The 17,875-nt window shown below is 46.6% G+C and carries 10 protein-coding genes; 1 reads left to right on the top strand and 9 read right to left on the bottom strand.

All coding sequences use genetic code 11. The features are described from left to right. Positions 1-239 precede the first annotated feature (239 nt). Entirely contained in the window at positions 240-1,586 is a 1,347-nt protein-coding gene (purB, locus tag C5O19_RS23890; protein ID WP_104715964.1) for an adenylosuccinate lyase, read from the bottom strand. 344 nt (positions 1,587-1,930) lie between these two features. Between purB and C5O19_RS23885 the strand changes: the two genes are divergently transcribed. Further along, complete coding sequence (locus tag C5O19_RS23885) at positions 1,931-3,340, top strand: APC family permease (protein ID WP_104715884.1); 1,410 nt, start codon at positions 1,931-1,933, stop codon at positions 3,338-3,340. Between the two features lie 75 nt (positions 3,341-3,415). Here the strand turns inward: C5O19_RS23885 and C5O19_RS23880 are convergent, their stop codons facing one another. The 8 genes from C5O19_RS23880 to C5O19_RS23845 all read right to left on the bottom strand — a co-directional run bounded on the left by C5O19_RS23880 (position 3,416) and on the right by C5O19_RS23845 (position 17,824). After that, positions 3,416-5,224 (bottom strand): AMP-dependent synthetase/ligase, encoded by a 1,809-nt coding sequence (locus tag C5O19_RS23880; RefSeq protein ID WP_243406500.1) that lies wholly within the window; start codon positions 5,222-5,224, stop codon positions 3,416-3,418. Positions 5,225-5,354: 130 nt separating this feature from the next. Further along, a complete protein-coding gene (locus C5O19_RS23875) occupies positions 5,355-6,482 on the bottom strand; it encodes a M48 family metalloprotease (protein WP_104715883.1) in 1,128 nt (375 codons plus the stop codon). 151 nt (positions 6,483-6,633) lie between these two features. Beyond that, positions 6,634-8,469 carry a tetratricopeptide repeat protein gene (locus C5O19_RS23870; protein WP_243406499.1) on the bottom strand — a complete coding sequence of 612 codons (1,836 nt, stop codon included), beginning with the start codon at positions 8,467-8,469 and terminating at the stop codon, positions 6,634-6,636. A 585-nt stretch (positions 8,470-9,054) separates the two neighbouring features. Further along, positions 9,055-10,686: an Ig-like domain-containing domain gene (locus tag C5O19_RS23865; protein ID WP_104715882.1), complete on the bottom strand. Its 1,632-nt coding sequence runs from the start codon at positions 10,684-10,686 to the stop codon at positions 9,055-9,057. After that, entirely contained in the window at positions 10,667-11,551 is an 885-nt protein-coding gene (locus C5O19_RS23860; RefSeq protein ID WP_104715881.1) for a methyltransferase domain-containing protein, read from the bottom strand. Before C5O19_RS23860 ends, C5O19_RS23865 begins: the two co-directional genes overlap by 20 nt. 148 nt (positions 11,552-11,699) lie before the next feature. Further along, positions 11,700-13,562 carry a tRNA uridine-5-carboxymethylaminomethyl(34) synthesis enzyme MnmG gene (mnmG, locus tag C5O19_RS23855; protein WP_104715880.1) on the bottom strand — a complete coding sequence of 621 codons (1,863 nt, stop codon included), beginning with the start codon at positions 13,560-13,562 and terminating at the stop codon, positions 11,700-11,702. 141 nt (positions 13,563-13,703) lie between these two features. Further along, on the bottom strand, positions 13,704-14,120 hold the full coding sequence (gene ybeY / locus C5O19_RS23850) for an rRNA maturation RNase YbeY (protein WP_094813127.1): 417 nt from the start codon (positions 14,118-14,120) through the stop codon (positions 13,704-13,706). Between the two features lie 212 nt (positions 14,121-14,332). Continuing rightward, a complete protein-coding gene (locus tag C5O19_RS23845; RefSeq protein ID WP_207766536.1) occupies positions 14,333-17,824 on the bottom strand; it encodes a DUF4175 family protein in 3,492 nt (1,163 codons plus the stop codon). Positions 17,825-17,875: the final 51 nt, after the last annotated feature.

Raw genomic sequence — 17,875 nt, 5'->3', positions numbered from 1 at the left:
ATGACCGACCGGGGCTCTCGCCAAAATTTTGTTAACGGCTCTACAAAAAGAGCGTTTTGAGGACTTCGAGAATGGTTTGTAGCTGTATAAAGGTACAGCTCCGTTTTTCTATCAAAATCTCAGTGGCTAACCTTAGGCAATTTTCAGTCGATTAAAAATTGATTGTCAACAAGTTATCCACAGTTTTTTCCACATTCAAATCCATTGTCCACAAATCGAATGAAACGCTCTTTTTAGCCTTATTCCATTACACCGAGGTAATTAAACGGCGAAATAGCCCGTAATTCGGCTTTAATGCCCTCTGATACGTCCAAGGTCTCAATAAACTCGGCAATAGTCTTCGCCGTGATCGCTTCGTTCTTCCGGGTAAGAGCCTTGAGTGCTTCGTAGGGTTGTGGATAACTTTCGCGACGTAATACCGTTTGAATCGCTTCGGCTACTACGGCCCAGTTGGCTTCGAGGTCCGCGTGGATAGCGGCTTCGTTCAACTCCAGTTTGTCCATACCCCGTACCAGCGATTTCAAAGCGATGAGCGTATGAGCCAGGGGCATTCCCAGATTCCGCAGTACCGTTGAATCCGTAAGATCCCGTTGCAAACGAGAGATGGGTAGCTTAGCAGACAGGTGTTCGTAGAGGGCGTTTGCTACACCCAGGTTTCCTTCCGCATTTTCGAAATCGATCGGGTTGACCTTATGCGGCATCGCGGAAGAACCAACTTCGCCCGCTTTGATTTTCTGCTTAAAGTAATTGGTGGATACGTAGCTCCACACGTCCCGCGAGAAATCGATGAGAATGGTATTCAATCGCTTGAGCGTATCCAGCATCGCTGCCAAATGATCGTAATGTTCGATCTGCGTGGTATACCGACTGCGGCAAAGACCGAGATCACTCACGAAATCATTACCAAATTCCGGCCAGTCAAAACCTGGATAGGCTACGAAATGGGCGTTGAAATTACCCGTTGCTCCGCCAAATTTCGCCGCGTAAGGAATCTGAACCAGCAGGTTCCGCTGTTGCTGTAAGCGTTCGACGAATACCTGTAATTCTTTCCCTAGGCGGGTCGGTGACGCGGGCTGACCGTGCGTACGGGCCAGTAACGGAATATCTTTCCACAAAGCCGCCAGCGAACTGAGCTTGTAGATAACCTCTTCGAAAGCGGGCGTGACCACGGCGTCCATCGCTTCTTTGAGGGAAAGCGGAATAGCCGTGTTGTTCACATCCTGCGAAGTGAGTCCGAAGTGAATGAACTCCAGGTACTGTTCGATGGACAGATCGGCGAGTTTTTCTTTGATAAAGTACTCAACCGCCTTTACATCGTGGTTGGTCGTCTTCTCAATTTCTTTAATTCGCAGGGCGTCTGCTTCAGAAAACTCGGTATAAATGGACCGTAGCTGATCGAACAGCGAGGGGTCAAAATCAGCGAGTTGGGGCAGGGGAAGCTCACAGAGAGCGATAAAATATTCGATTTCTATCCGAACCCGATAGTGTATTAACCCAAATTCAGAGAAAAAGGGGGCCAGCGATTCCGTAGTCCGACGATAGCGGCCATCTACGGGCGAAATAGCCGTAAGGGTAGTAAGAGCCATACTGATTTGCTTCGTAAAAGACAAAGTTACATAGAGAATCGGGTTTAGGGTTGCGTGTTGGGTTTTGAGTTTTTGATTTCGAGCAGCCCCTCAACTGGTGCAGGTTTCCAAACTTGTACCTACCATGAGGCAGTTGGAAACTGCCTTTGCAACCAAGCGGTTAATCCCAAGTAACGTCAGAAGCGTAGTATAGGTATAGTGTACACGTGTCTATTACGCAGTAAGAAACCGGGTAGTCAGCTAGGCTACACGAAAACTCTAAACCGAAAACTATACCAACTTCGCCATTTTTTTCCGAATTTGCTTTTTCATCTAACCGCTTTTCCCAACTAAAATTTGCTTGTATGCCTGAATCTCAGGGTCACCTTCGGCGTTCGATTGGTCTGGTCTCCGGAATTGTTTTTGTGATTAGTGCCGTTATTGGAACGGGCGTGTTTAAGAAAGTAGCCCCTATGTCGGCGGAATTGCAGTCACCGGGCCTAGTACTAGCGGCCTGGTTACTGGCCGGAATGATTAGTTTGGCCGGAACGCTCAGTAACGCTGAAGTAGCCAGTATGCTGGTGGATTCGGGGGGTGAATACGTCTATTTCCGTACGATCTACAATCGATTCTTTGCTTTTTTGCTAGGCTGGACCAACTTCGCAGTCATCCGAACGGCCTCTATTGCTTCCATTTCCTACGTTTTTGCTCAGTCGTTAGGCTCACTCATCACGCTACCCGCTACGCCCGAATCCCTATCCTCGATCCATCTGTTTGGCTTGCAGCCCCTGGATAATTTGAGCGTAAAACTCGTCGCTATTGGACTGGTACTGATTCTAACGCTTCTCAATGCTCGAGGCTTGAAAATGGGCGAAACCATTAGCCGAATTCTGACGGTAGCCATGATTTCCACCATGCTGGTCATTATCGTTCTGGGTCTGTTCTCAGCTACGGGCAGTTGGGCGAATATTGAACAGCCTTCGGTGAATTTCGACGCCGATAAAATGTCAGGTGGTACGCTGGCAAGTGCGTTAGCCCTCGCCTGTTTAAGTGCCTTCTGGGCCTACGAGGGCTGGAACAACCTCGGCTACATTGGCGGTGAAATTCGTAACCCGCAGCGAAACTTGCCCTGGGCATTGACGATTGGTACGCTCATCATCATGACGATTTATCTATTGATGAACTTCGTCTATTTCTACGTTTTACCGATTGACGACATTATTGCAGTGCATCAATCCAAGAACGGTATTGCTGCAGTAGTGGCTGTGAAGCACTTTTTGGGGAATGGCGGTGGTTTAGTCATTTCATTATTAATCCTGGTCACAACGTTCAACTGTACAAGCAGCACTATTCTCATGGCTTCCCGCTTGTTTTATGCCATGGCCAAAGACGGGTTATTCTTTAAGACAGCCAATTATATTCACCCAGTTTTCAACACACCCTCCAAAGCATTGTGGATTCAGGGCTTCTGGTCTTCGGTGCTGATTTTATCCGGTACTTTCGATCAATTAACCGATATGCTCATTTTCGCCTCCTTCATTTTCTACGGAGCTACGACTTTAGGCGTATTCATTCTTCGTAGAAAAATGCCGGACGTCAATCGTCCGTACAAGGTAATTGGTTATCCAATCGTGCCGGGTCTGTTTCTAATCTTTTGTGCTTTTTTGGTAGTGAATACCCTGTTCACCCGTACAACGGAAGCTATGATTGGACTTTTGCTGATGGCTACTGGATTACCTTTTTATTGGATCTGGCGAAAGAGAGCCACCGTATAAACTCATTCTTTATCACTAAAAAGGGCTTAGCAATGGATATTGCTAAGCCCTTTTTAGTTTAAATCTAGGACTAGATTACTGATAAATACTGTCAATTACAGCCTGATGATTCTTGTAAATTACTTTCCGTTTTAATTTCAGGGTAGGTGTCAGCTCACCCGCTTCCAGCGTAAAAGGTTTGGCTAGTATTTTAAACTTTTTCACCCGCTCATATTGAGCGAAGCTTTCATTGAGGCGTTCGACCTCCTGATGCATTTTCTCCAGAACCTTTTCGTTTTTTACCATTTCTTCCGGCGTGGTGAATTCAATCTGGTTAAGATTGCAGTACACTTTCAGTGCTCCAAACTCGGGTACAATTAGGGCCGCCGGAAATTTCTGACCTTCGCCTACGACGAGCACCTGCTCGATATACTTGGATTCTTTAAGTTTGTTCTCTACCAACTGCGGAGCCACATACTTACCTCCTGAGGTTTTGAACATCTCTTTTTTCCGGTCGGTAATTTTAAGAAAACGACCTTCTACCATTTCTCCAATGTCGCCGGTGTGAAACCATCCCTCTTTGTCAATAGCTTGGGCTGTAAGTTCCGGTTGGTTGTAATAGCCCTGCATGATGTTGGGACCTTTCACCAGAATTTCTCCGTCTTCGGCGATTTTCACTTCAACTTCTGGGATGATCGTACCTACACATCCTACACGTAGATCCGGCGGATCTACCCGACCCACGGATACTACCGGCGAAGTTTCCGTTAATCCATACCCTTCGGCAATGGGTATTCCAGCCGCCCAGAACACCCGGGATAAGCGAGGTTGCAAAGCCGCTGAACCCGTCGCTACTATGCGGATTTTACCTCCTAAAGCTTCTTGCCACTTACTGAAGATTAATTTACGAGCAATTTTCAACTGCGTATTGTACCAGAATCCCATGTCTTGTACGGGATCATACCGAAGGCCCAGATTCAACGCCCAGAAGAAAAGTTGCTTTTTAATGCCTTTCAGTTCATATCCCTTTGCTACGATTTTGTCGTATACTTTTTCCAGCAGACGGGGTACGGTGGTAAAAACGGTGGGTTTTACTTCCCGTAAATTTTCCGCGATGGTTTCCATACTCTCCGCATAAAAGATGGAAACGCCGTACCGCATGTGAACGTACAGGATGGTACGCTCGTAAACGTGACTTAAGGGGAGAAAGCTTAAGGCCCGTTCGTGGGGCTTCATGGGCATATATGGATTTACCCCTTCAATGTTCGAAACGATATTCCGATGCGTCAACATTACCCCTTTAGGCGTACCTGTCGTCCCTGATGTGTAAATTAAGGTCAATAAATCAGACGTACGGATACTGTCTTTAATGCGTTCCAGTTCCTCCTGATTGTCTGGATTGGCTAGTTTAGTAAGTTCTGACCAGTGCGTAGCTCTGTCAATAGCATCGAACGTGTAGATGGCTTGTACCGTTGGTACTTCCTCAACCGCTTGCTGTACTTTCACCAGTAAGTCTTTGCTTGAGACAAAAACCACTTTTGCTCCAGCATCGCGTAAAATGTAGCGGTAATCCTCAATCGTAATGGTCGGGTACATAGGTACCGATACGGCTCCTACTTGCTGAATGCCAAAGTCTACAATATTCCACTCCGGACGATTATTCGAAATGATCGCCACTTTGTCATTCTTCCCAATACCAATTTTCAATAAACCCAGGCTTACCTGATTGGCCTGCTCAGCAAATTGCTGAGCAGTTATTTTCTTCCAGGTTCCATTGATCTTGGAGGCTAGGGCTTCATCGCTATTGGTTTGCAGTACATACTGCGGCAGTATATCGAAAACCCTGTCGTAGGGATAGTGCGTTTCACGCATGGGAGGGCGGGGTGTTAGGGTCTGCGTTTCCATAGTGGTACAGGTCCAATATATTCCTTTTCGAAGTTCAATTTAAAACATTTTAATATCGAACGTTTCAAGTGGCTGGATTATGCACAAAAAAAGGCCGGAATCCGGCCTTGTCTCTGTAAATACTATACCATTATTTTTCGGGCTGCCGCTTATCGTTCAAATAATACAGCACTTCCTCGTATCCACTAGCATAAATATATTTCCCTTTTCCATGGCGGTAGCCATTTTTAAAATCACCCAAGTAGCGATCGCCGTTAGCGTACCGTAACATCCCTTTACCATGGCATTGGCCCGCGGAAAAATCACCGGCGTAAATAGCCCCGTTGGTGTACCACAAGGTACCCTTACCATCGAAGCGTCCGTTGAGAAAGGTTCCTTCGTATTTCTTTTTACCCGTTGAATAATACTGTGTTCCAAAACCATTAGGGCGGCTTTCTTTCCAATCACCTTCGTATTTCTCCAGTGTTTTCCGATTTACGTAAAGCCCTGTACCATTATCACAGTTGCCCGCCAAGCATCCCGTTTGAGCAACCTCCGGGACCTTAGTTTCCACTTTGGTCACGGATGGTACGGACGGAAGCTTGGCAACTGAAGGTGATGGGGTAGGGGAGGAAACCGGTTCCTTACTGGCTATACGTGGGTAAAAATTATCCGCTTCTCGCCATCCTTTCTCAATTGCGGATAATCGATCACGCTTGGGTGGATGAGTATAGTCTCCTTCGTCGTTTTGTAAGAGCTTGATGGCAATCTGAGCATTCTCTAAACTTCCACCCAGATTGTGTAACACGAAGCCCGAGAAATAGTCGGCCTGAAGTTCTTTATCAGGACGGCTACCGGTACCATCGGACGTATGGCCCAGAATATGATGTCCGATTTCGTGAGCCATGATACTTACCGCCGACCAGTCGGTTTGGGTTCGGTTTTCCACCAGCTTCAGAAAAGCGTTATCATAAACGACGTAGCGGGTTCCATTGATGATAGTCGCGTAACAGTTATCGGTATTAGGGCATTCGACTACCTGGAAATTGCGTTTCCCAAAGCCCATACCCGCCGATTTCAAAATGTTATCCACAACCGTCTCGGCGTGTTGATTCGACTTGAATAGGTATACGTCACAGGGACCTTTTTGCAATTTCTGTGATCCGTAGCTCCAGGTAGGAAAACGATCTTCTTGATTATCAGTGGAGTCTTGAGCCATTACGGGTCCACTTACCGCTAATAAACCCCATAGAAGGCCTTGCTTGAAAAAGCTGTTCATAGGTGTGCAAATGTGGATAACTTGTCTGAGTTATTAACAATGAGGGGTACTTGTCCACAAAACTAAAGAAAAGCCCGTGGCTCATTTCACTGCGGCCCTGTACATATCGAATCACAAGCCACGGACTTTATGGTACAAATGGCATTTCGCCTTAATTTATTGCGTCACCCCGCAGATTTCTAAAACGTTTACGGGCTTCGGCGGTATAAATACTTCCAGGATACTTCTGAAGAATCTCCTGGTACAGCTTCATAGCGGTGTCTTTGTCATTCATATTTTCCTGCTGAATCTTAGCCGATAGAAACAGGGCATCGTCACCCAGGATATCCACCGAATAGTTTTTAAGGATTTTATCCAGATCCGCCAGAGCTTCTTCGGGGCGATTTTGTTTCACCAGCGTATTCGCCCGACGCCACAAAATTTCATCTGCCAGCGGGTGTTCTTTGTACTGTTCATACAGGGCATTCAGCGATGCTAACGCTTCCTCCGTCCGGTTCTGGAAGAGCAATAGATCTACCGCAGCGTAGGCCTTCATAGCCGTTTCGGTTGTATCCATGCCCGTATTGTCCTGAATGAGTAGGCTCAACTCAATCGCATCATTCGAAATTTCGCGGGTGGTAGCTTTTTTGAGAATGTCGAGCACTTCCTTGGCTAGTTCAAAATCGCCTTTGTAGTAGGAGAGTTTCGCATTTTTCAGCTTGGCGTCATAACCCAGAGGGCTTTCCTTGGCTGACTTTTCCACCTGCGAATACAAGAGCGTCGCTTCCCAGGGTTCACTTTTCAACAGGTACACATCACCTAAATCCAGCTTACACTTGTCGATGAAATCCTGATCCATTCCCGCACTCCTGATTGCTTTCTGCAGAATAACGGCGGCAGTATCCTTTTCGTTCAGGTAAAATGCGTACAGATGGGCCGTGTTTCGCAAGGCTTCGAGCGTACGCGGGTTTTCGCCAACTTCAGCAAAGAATCGCTGGTATTCGCCAATTAAGAGCCGGATATCGTTTAATTGGACAGGGTATGTGGTTTTGACTACTTCCTCTTTGGCGTTGATTAGCAATCGGCGGTAGACGGGGTAATTGGGACTTTTGGGGTATTCCTTCACCAAATATTCAAAAACTTTCCCCGCTGCTTCGTAATCCTTGTTCTGCATGGCCATGAAGCCAATCTCGGTTACTTTCTGGCCTTCCTGCTTTAGACGACGGTCCAGAGCCCGGGCCTGAATAAAGGCTTTCCCAAACTCTTTTTGCTGAATGAGGTACCAGACCAGCATTTCACCATAGTACTTTTCATTGGGCACTTCCTGCACTTTTCTGTACAGTAATTTTTCCAGAAGCAGGGTCATTTTCTCATCCTTCATCTCATCCTGAAGAATGCCCTGAACTAAATCCGTATTGCCTTCCTGCGATCCAAACCGGAGGTATTCTTCCATCATCGCTTCATTTTGCTGCAGAATGCGATAGAGCCGTGCAATCTGGATGGAGTAGCGTAGGGGATCATTTTGCGTTTTGCGAGCCTCCTGGAAGAGTTTTAGAGCCAAATCGGCCTGATCCTTGTCGGCTAGGTTCTTTCCAAGGCGATAGGTTAGCTCTTCTTTCTTCTGGGCTTTGAGTAGAGCTTCGGCGTAAAGCTTATCCGCTTCCTTGATTTTGCCCTGACTTTCCTGCAGGCGGGCATAGTCGAGTAGATAAAAGGGGTTATCCCCATCACTCTTGATCTGACGCTTCAAAAACTTTTCGGCTTCGCCCAGTTCTTTCAGACGCATCAAACTTTCCAGATAGGGCTCGTACACTTCACCCACGGTTTCCTTATTCCGCGTCCATTTCTCAAGGGTAGCACGGGCTTTTTCATATTCCCCGTTACGAAGGTATTCCCGCCCCAACTGTACTTCGGGCATTTCTACTTGAGCGGGCTGGAGCTGAGCCTGTACATTCAGCGTGAGCAATAGAGTCCCAACGAAAATCAGTTTACACAGATCGTTTACCATTACATTTATTAACAATATCTTTCTTTTAAATCTTTTTTAATGGTTGTAATAGGGGCAGTGGAAAAGTGGGAAAGTTTTTCTTTTAAAATCCTTGCCTGATACTTCGTTGATTATTTCCCTACTTCTCCACAACTATCCACATGCTTCTCCACATCTAATATACTGATTTACAATCAAACCGTAGTTATGCACAAAATAGTGTTTTATCCACGGTGGAAAAGTTTGTTTTTCGAAGGGTGTGAATTACGGTTAATAACTCGTGTATGAAATGGGGGATTTCTCCCGAGTTTTCAACGCGATCTTCCGCTTTAGGAGTTGTGCCCTAAGCAATGTGTATAGATCCAGAAATCATCCACAGGGCTTATCCCCCGTTTCCACAGAAAATGGCCCAGTTATCCACGAACTTATCCACGTAATCTTTGGACATTTTTTATTTTGAATGTAGCTTTTCCGTAGTAGTCCTTTTAGAGCTCATTTGGCTACTTGTCCACAGAAGTTTTCCACATCAAAAAAGACACCGCTACAGGCATAAAAAAGCCCCGCCTAAGTAGGCGAGGCTTGAAACCAATGTATCGATTCGTTCAACTAGGGTAAGGTGAAATCATTCCCCAGTAATTCGAAGTTCGCTTTCAGCTTGATTTCACCGGGGAAAAGAATGATGGCTTCGGGTGGGATAAAAGCATCCGGATTTCCGGCATCCCAGCGTCCATTTTTATTAACGTCCAAAACGAGTCGCAAACGGTAGGTTCCAGCCGGTACCGATTTGAAGGTATACGGAGTTTGATTCCGAAGGCTACGTACCACTTTGTAATCGGCGGCACTTAGGAGTTCGACAATAAAATCAGATTGTACATTCCGTACTTCCCCACTAATGGTACCATACTTCTCGGGGTCGCGAAGGGGATTGAGTAATCGTATTGCCTGTGCCGTATCACCTTCGATGGAAATGAATGTACCCTTGGGAAAAATACTTCGAACGTCCCGGCGGAACTTTAATTCCTTTTCAATTTTCAATTGTGTTCGGTATGGATTCCATTGGTAATCGTTGGCTGAGAACATAACCTGCCGAATGGTGTCTTCCTGAATTTCTACCCGTAGTGGATTGAATTGAGTAATGGGTTTGCTAAAGTCGATGGTTACTTGGAAAAGTTGTTCCTGGTCCTCTCCCGTTTTTGGACTGACTTTTACTTCCATCGATTCCCGCGTATCGGCATCGCGTTTGCCCCGTTCCCGAAACCGAATTTTTTGCGTATGCGTGAAATCCCGATTCAGCGAGTCCTGTACGGTTATGGTCGCCCGTACCGTATCCGTCGTATTGAGGATATTATAAAAACGTAACTGATTCGGCTCGATGAATGCGTAAGTCAGACTATCTTCCTTACGTTCGAAACGCACCTGCATGGCCTGTAAACCTCGCGGATAAAGCAGAGAAAAACTACGGGAAGTAGCTACGGTTTTGGGCGTACGTTGGGGCGACTGATCAGCTGCTGTAATTTTCAATTCGGGCGAACCTGTAAAACCTGGAAGTGTAATCGGGTTAGGGTAGAAGCCAATTTGTTCCTTTTCGGTATTATAAAAAAGGTTGTTGTTGACATCCTTGATAGCGGCCAGACGATACTGACCCGGAGCCATATTTTCCAGATCGAAGCGGCCCGAGCTATCCGTTTTCGTTAAATAGTAAGGCTTGTTTTTGGAGAACTTGAGCGTATCACTCTGTTGGTATAAACCGACAAGTGCATCGAAAACCGGTTTATCCGTAAGCAGTTCTTTCACGGTTCCCTGAAGTCGGAGCGAGTCCAGTTGCGGTCCGGTACTAAAGACCAGCTTAACGTTACGGGCCGGGTTCCGCTCGGTCACGTCCTTGAAGGCATTCCGGAAATTTAGCGTGTACGTGGTGTTGGCCCGAAAGTCCTGATCGAAGGTAATGCGTACGCCTTTGGGATACGTCTTAAAGTCAAATGTCCCTTCGATGGCCGGGGTAATCAATAACTGCTGGTTGAGATTATCAATGTTGATGTACTCGTCGAATTCAAGTTCCACCACTCTTCCCTTGAAATTGATCGTCTGATTTTCCGGTACGATCCGGACTACTTTAGGTGGAATCAGATCTTTCTCACCCCCCGTCGGCGAGCTTTGCTGAGCACATCCCCACAGTAGAATTCCAGCCAGACTTACCAGCACAGCTAACCGGCTGCTCTTAGATTTTCTTAAAGACATAGATCAGACTTGAGTAATTATTCTTGTTGTGTTTGGCCCACTGATTCGATTGAAAACCCTTCTGTACCGCTTCCAGGTAATTGGTTTTTCCATCCCGGTATTTCGTACTGAGCATACTGACGTAAAACGAATCGAAGGGCATGGGCAGCGTCTGCTCAAGTCGGAATCCTTTCTGGCCGAGGAGAGCCCGCATGGTTTGCTGGGAGAAATGATACAGGTGGCGGGGGACATCGTAAGCCGCCCAGTACTTACCATATTCCTGAGCATCGTAGGACTGGAAGTTGGGAACTGCGATAATCAAATGACCCGCCACGCGTTGCCGCAGCCAATCCAGTGTTGCATCAAGCTGGTGAATATGTTCGAGTACGTGCCAAAGGGTTACTACGTCAAAGGTCTCATTGGTATAGCTTTCCAGAATCGAAGACTGGATGGTTTCGCCCGTTTCTTTCATGGCTAAAGACCGGGCTCCAGGGTCAGGCTCAATGCCCGAAACCTTCCAACCGTCGGCTTTGCCTACCGACAGAAACATGCCCGTACCGCAGCCGACGTCGAGGAGTTTTCCTTTCGAGGGGCTTAGCTCATTGATTAGTTTAAGCTTGTTGCGAAGGGTAATTTTTCGTACCTGGTGGTAAGCCTGAGCAATGATTCCCTGTCGGGTATTACTATGCGAAATATAGTCGGTGGACTGGTAGTAGGCACCAATCGCGGCTTCGGTAGGTCGGGGATTGGTAAAGACAAAGCCACAGGAGGGACATTGAACCAGCGTAAATTCTTCCTGACTTACGGTGTAATCTTTACAAACCAAATAGGGGGAATGGTGTTCACTTCCACAGACGGGGCAACGACCAAGGGTTTCCATTTTCATACTTCAAAAATAGCCGAAGTCTTTTGATTCAACGCGTGTCTGTTTCGACAAGCTCTGTATGCTTGGTTAAATATCCTTAACACCTGGGCAAGGCTACGAAAAAACCCCTTCGATCCGAAGGGGTTTTTTCGATAAGCAGCTCTATCAACTAGCGGCCCAGGTGTACCATTAGGATGGAAATATCCGAGGGCGATACGCCGCTAATGCGGGAAGCCTGACCCAGGGTTTGCGGACGCATCCGTCCGAGTTTCTGACGACTCTCTTTGGAAAGGGCCGTGATTTTTTCGTAGTCGAAGTTGGGATGGATCACTAGGTTTTCCAATCGACTCAGTTTCTCGACCTGAATCCGTTCCCGTTCCATATAGTCTTCGTACTTGATATTAATCTCGGCCTGCTCCTGAATTTCCTCCGAATATTCGCTCCGTAGTTCCTCTACAGCGGTGCTCAGTCGACCCAGACTCCGTACATCCAATTCTGGACGCTTTAAAAGTTGGTATAAGGTACCCTTTTCCCGGAGTAAAGCGGAGTTCTGAGCTTCCAGAGCGGGATTTACCTCTTCGGGAGCGACTTTGAATTTTTTAAGTCGTTCAATCAATTCAGCCGTCAATTGTTGCTTGGATTGTACCCGTTGATAACGTTCTTCCGAAGCCAAACCCAATTGATAACCTTTTTCAGTCAAACGTAAATCGGCATTGTCTTGACGTAACAAGGTGCGGTATTCAGCCCGCGAGGTGAACATGCGGTAGGGTTCTTCCGTACCCTTATTAATTAGATCGTCGATGAGTACACCGATGTACGCTTCCGAGCGATGGAGTACAAAAGGCTCTTTTCCGTGTACCTGATTATGGGCGTTGATGCCAGCCATGAGTCCCTGACAGGCGGCTTCTTCATAACCCGTCGTTCCATTGATTTGTCCGGCGAAGTACAGTCCTTCGATGAGCTTCGTCTCCAGGGTTTGCTTGAGTTGCGTAGGAGGGAAGAAGTCATACTCGATGGCGTAACCCGGACGGAACATGCGAACATTTTCAAATCCTGGAATTTTTCTCAGGGCTTGGTATTGCACGTCTTCGGGTAAAGAAGTCGAGAAGCCATTGACGTAAACCTCTACCGTATTCCAGCCTTCAGGTTCTACGAAAATCTGGTGACGATCTTTATCCGCAAAGCGATTGATTTTGTCTTCGACCGAAGGACAGTAGCGAGGTCCCAGTCCTTTGATACGTCCGGCAAACATGGGTGATTTTTCAAAACCCGTCCGCAGAATTTCGTGTACATCCTGATTGGTGTAGGTAATCCAGCAGCTGCGTTGCTCGGTCAGTCGGGGTGTATCCAGGTAAGAAAATTTCTCAGGATTTTCATCGCCGAGTTGTTCTTCCATTTTTGAATAGTCCAAACTACGGGCATCTACCCGAGGAGGCGTACCCGTTTTCATCCGCCCTGCTTCGAAGCCTAGCTGTACGAGCTGTTCCGTAATTCCGGTCGCTGCCCGCTCAGCCGTCCGACCACCGCCGAATTGTTTTTCACCAATGTGAATGATGCCGTTCAGGAAAGTACCATTGGTAAGTACCACTGCTTTCCCACGGATCTCAATACCGAGTTGCGTCTTCACTCCGACTGCCTTGCCTTCTTCCACGATCAAACCCGATACCATCTCCTGCCAAAAATCCACGTTAGGATTTTGCTCCAGAGCCAATCGCCATTCTTCGGCGAACCGCATCCGGTCCGACTGACAACGCGGTGACCACATGGCGGGTCCCTTCGAGCGATTAAGCATCCGGAACTGGATCATGGTCTTGTCCGAGATGATCCCCGACATGCCGCCCAAGGCATCCACCTCCCGGACGATCTGTCCCTTGGCTACACCCCCCATGGCGGGGTTGCAGGACATCTGGGCGATGGTGTTCATGTTCATCGTAATGAGCATCACCTTCGATCCCATCTGGGCAGCGGCATGAGCGGCTTCGCATCCGGCGTGTCCGGCCCCTACTACAATTACATCGTACTCACTAAACATAGCTTGCTTCTAGTTGACTCATTTTCAGAAGCTAACTCCTTGAAAATTAGCTCAGTTTCGTCGGGTAAGAAATTGCTGAATTTTGATGTTTCACGTGAAAACTTTTAAAAATTTCAGAAATATGTTCCACGTGAAAACTTTTTAAATTCTGGTAAGAAGGTAGTGGCTCTCCAGACGTCTCATATTTTCCTCCTCTTCGTCCGTCTCGTCCAGGTAGCCAGCCAAGTGTAGAACACCGTGTACCATTACCCGGGCGAGTTCATCCTGGAAAATGACGTTGAGAGAACGGGCATTGTCCTCAACTCGTTCCACGCTGACAAAAATATCTCCACTGATGATCTTCTCTTCTTCGGAGTTATCAAACGTGATGATGTCTGTATACGTATCATGTTCCAGATACTCCACATTGATTTTATGAAGGTACTCATCGGAACAAAAAATATAGTTGAGCTCGGCAATCTGAAAGCCTTCAGCCAAAGCAACGGTATTTAGCCAGCGGCGAGTCTTCTGGGGAAAGGGGACCTGAAATTCAACGTCCTCTACGAAATAACGAATCATGGGTAACTGAATTGATAATCACAAAGGTACAAGGAAAAAGGGTAGGGCCTTCGCTCTTTTTTTAACCCTGGTGTACTTGTGGATAACTATGTGGATAAGTCAGTGGATAAAACTATACTCTTTTAAGTTAGCTGATAAGTGGTTGATTATGAGTAGACATCAAACAAAAAAAGCTGAGACGTATGCCTCAGCTTTTTGGTTAATTTTTAAAATTATTTCAACTTTTTAAAATAGTTATCTACTTCTTTCTTGTAGAAAGGGGCCAACGATGGCGGAACCGTTCGAAGCAACTCCGTCTGTTTCTGCTTCTCTTTCACATACTGTTCAAAGGCAGGAGGTACCTTCGGTGGAACGGGTTTAGCCGTTTCAGACTTACGCTTCTCGTCTTCTTCCTGTTCCCGAATCGCTTTTTCCGATTCCAGTAAACGGGTGAGAATATCCTTGTTCCGATTGATCGTATTCGGCGTAATCCGCTTGTTAACTAGGTCTTCTTCCGTCTGATCCATTTTCTTCATCAGATCATTGACTTCACCCTGTAGTTTTTTCCCGGCTTCTGTCCCTTTCAGCTTTTCCATTGCTTCCTGCAATTGCTTACGAATCGCGGCCTGTTGAGCGGCCATCTGAGCAAGCTGTTCCGAAAAAGCCTTTCCACTTTTGTTGCCCTGCTGGGTTTGCTGCATCTGCTGATTCATCTGCTCCTGCTGTTTACCCATACTTGGCATACTGCTTTTCTGCTTCTGCGGCTTGCCTTTGCCCATCGCCATCATGTTCATGGCGTTTTCCTGCATTTGTTTCAGTACATCCGAAAGCATCAGGGCTAGATTATTCATGTTCGTCATGGCGAACTGCTGACGGGCAGTGGCCTGAGATACCCGACGTTCACGAATGGATTTGGCCGCATCATCCATATTTTTCTTCATATCGCCGACTTCACGGGTGACGAACGACTGAATTTGCAATACCCGTTTCGCTAGGGAATAAAGGCTGTCTTCCACAATTTTCGCATCTTCCTGAAGCTTAATCTGTTCCTGAGCCAATTTTACGAAGCGGGGATCGGCGAGTTGAATACCGCGAAAATCTTTCATCACCCGTTCTTGAGCAAAACTCAGGTGTACGAGGTTTTCGAGAATATCACGAAGATCATCCATATTTTCCTGATTCTCCTTCATCTCCGCTTCCTGCTTCATCTCCGAGAGCTTCTGGGCCAGACTTTTCATTTGCTGAGCCGCCTTTTTCTGACGCTGGGAGGAGGACTTATTATTCCCACTCTTCATGTCCTGCATACTCTGCTGCTGCTGCTCGGAAATTTCCTGCTGCTCCTGCTTGCCCATGTCTTTCTCTTCTTCCTTCAGCTCTTTATTTAATTCCTCTACGTCTTTCAGCTCTTTCTTCACGTCTTCCATTTCCTCTTTCAGTTTCTCCTGCTCCTGCTGAAGAGAGTTTTCACCGCTCTTGTTTTGGTCTTTTCCGCTTTGATCTTTAGTACTTTGATCCTTACTATTCTGATCTGATTTATTCTTCTGATCGGAGGGGTTCTCCTTGGAATTCTGGTTTTTCAACGAATCAGATTCATTTTTGCCGTTTTTATCGTTTTTGTTTTTTTGATCCTGTGAAACTGCATCTTTTTGATCCTTCTGATCTTTCGCTTTTTCTGTTTCCTGAGCTAATTTCTCCTGATTTTCAGCTAGTTTCTTTAACTCTTCAATACTCTTGTCGAGCTTTTGCTCGCGTTGCAGACGTTTAAACAACTGCATGGCCCGGTCCAGATCTTTCTCGGAATTACGCTCTTTGGCTTTCAGACGATCCAGCATATCCAGCATCCGTTCGTCCTGATTCTTTTCGAGCATTTGTTTGAGTTGCTCATACAGCTTGTCCGTATCGCTTTTTAGCAATTCGTTCATCAGCTTTTGTAACTGCTCGAATTTCTGAGCCAGTTCAGGCTTCTGTTCGTTGAATCGTTGCTGCTTTTGCGTGAGCGATTGGTTCAGTTCCTGCAACTGGCGAAGCTCGTTCTGTAATTCTTCCTTCTTCTTTAGGAGTTCCTCAATTTGTTTTTTATCCTGAAAATCCAGATCACGCTTGTTGCGGAGACGGGTTTCCAGAGCCGCCAGCTCCTTGCGCAATTGCTGGGCCTTGCTCAGGGATTTATCAATCTGACTTTCCGTCTTTTCTACCGCTTGATCAATTTCCTTTTCAATGGATCGCTTGGAAGGAATGGAATAGTTGAGTACGCCCGTCTTAGCTGACTTAGCTCCGTTAACACCGTCGTTATCCCATACCTGTACGAAATACTCGATTTTATCACCCGGAGCCAGTCTTAAACTATCCGTGGACCACTGATAGTAGAAACTCTGAATGGTTTGTCCTTTTGAGAAGGGGATGCCCACCGAAGCATAGGCTTTCTGGTCCTTACCACCTTCACGAACTACCTTATAGAAAAGCCGCAGGTTGGATACGCCGTAATCGTCGCCAATATTTCCGCCCAGTACGAGATAATTATAGAGCGTAGAATCGCGGTACTGTTCCAGCGAAATAGTCGGGTATTTATCGGGAATGACGTTCAGAAAGAAACTGACGGGCTCGCGGTTGGTCGCGTACTTATTCTTCAGAAAGACCTGATACTCACCGGATCTTTTGGCCCATTTTTCGAAGGTAAAACCACTGAGCATGGACTTTTCAGCCGTACTTTTTTCCTGATCGCCTTCAAAACTTAGCTCAACGGCCTCGGTCTCCGTGGCGGCAAACTGCCATTCGATCTGCGTACCTTCGGGAACGGTGAGATTACCCGTGTTCTTTACCACTTCATCAGGCTTGTTGAGATACGAAGGGTAATGCAACTGAACTTCAAAGCCCGTCAGTTTAGGCCGAGCAATAATATCGACTTCGTAGGTAGGAGAGGAATAACCCGCCGCTTCGAACGTAAACGAAATATCCTGCTGTACTTTACGGAAAGTATATTCGTAATGCCGCTGGTCGGTTGTTTCCATTTTAAACCGACGACCCTCGAACGTCAGATACACGCCCTCCGGGATGGCTTCACCCTGTAGATTAAGCTTAACCGTGTAATCTTCGTTTTTAAATGCTTTGAGATTTTTGTTTTCCAGTACAAAGGTAAAAGGAGCTTCCTCGGCGTATTCGTTCGTGAAATGAACAATCCGGGTCGTTGACTTCGTGAAGAACTGCGGCCATACCAGCAGAATACCAGCAATGACTAAGGCTGGAACGAGGACAAATTTGAGGTAACGTTTATTCTCATTCAGCTTAACAGCATCGGCGAATTTCACAAAGGCGAGTTGCTGCGATTTTTGTTCGATGGAGGCCCGTAGTAATTCATTCTGATTGGGATTGAGACTAACCAGTTGAAGTGTATTCAGGAGACGATCGCCGACTTCCGGAAAGAACCTTCCAATCTGCTGGGCGGCTTCTTCGTTCGACAGCGGCTTTTGTTTTCCGTACAGATACACGATGGGTTTGATGACCCAGAATACCAGCGAAAACAGAAAAACGCCCAGAAAACCAAAGAATAGAAGGGTACGAAAGGTCGTACCAAAATGCCCGAAATATTCGAGTGTATTCAAAAACAAGTACGCGGAGAGTACGACCGCTGCTGAAAAAATGACGCCTTTTAGCAGGAGATTCGTATAGTATTTTCGCTTGTACTCATCCAGCTGAACCAGCAAGGTAGTGATCGAAGAATGTTGCATACGGAGCAGAGGCCTGACGATAAACCATGTATAAAAATTATACCCGAACTC

Origin of the sequence: Siphonobacter curvatus (genome assembly GCF_002943425.1) — a bacterium.
GTDB classification, from domain to species: domain Bacteria; phylum Bacteroidota; class Bacteroidia; order Cytophagales; family Spirosomataceae; genus Siphonobacter; species Siphonobacter curvatus.
The sequence above is the reverse complement of the archived record's forward strand: the minus strand, read 5'-3'. Positions and strand labels throughout refer to the sequence as shown.

Excerpts from the sequence above, each read along its gene's own strand:
- purB (WP_104715964.1), bottom strand. The coding sequence starts at position 1,586 with ATGGCTCTTACTACCCTTACGGCTATTTCGCCCGTAGATGGCCGCTAT.
- C5O19_RS23885 (WP_104715884.1), top strand. The coding sequence starts at position 1,931 with ATGCCTGAATCTCAGGGTCACCTTCGGCGTTCGATTGGTCTGGTCTCC.
- C5O19_RS23880 (WP_243406500.1), bottom strand. The coding sequence starts at position 5,224 with ATGGAAACGCAGACCCTAACACCCCGCCCTCCCATGCGTGAAACGCAC.
- C5O19_RS23875 (WP_104715883.1), bottom strand. The coding sequence starts at position 6,482 with ATGAACAGCTTTTTCAAGCAAGGCCTTCTATGGGGTTTATTAGCGGTA.
- C5O19_RS23870 (WP_243406499.1), bottom strand. The coding sequence starts at position 8,469 with ATGGTAAACGATCTGTGTAAACTGATTTTCGTTGGGACTCTATTGCTC.
- C5O19_RS23865 (WP_104715882.1), bottom strand. The coding sequence starts at position 10,686 with ATGTCTTTAAGAAAATCTAAGAGCAGCCGGTTAGCTGTGCTGGTAAGT.
- C5O19_RS23860 (WP_104715881.1), bottom strand. The coding sequence starts at position 11,551 with ATGAAAATGGAAACCCTTGGTCGTTGCCCCGTCTGTGGAAGTGAACAC.
- mnmG (WP_104715880.1), bottom strand. The coding sequence starts at position 13,562 with ATGTTTAGTGAGTACGATGTAATTGTAGTAGGGGCCGGACACGCCGGA.
- ybeY (WP_094813127.1), bottom strand. The coding sequence starts at position 14,120 with ATGATTCGTTATTTCGTAGAGGACGTTGAATTTCAGGTCCCCTTTCCC.
- C5O19_RS23845 (WP_207766536.1), bottom strand. The coding sequence starts at position 17,824 with ATGCAACATTCTTCGATCACTACCTTGCTGGTTCAGCTGGATGAGTAC.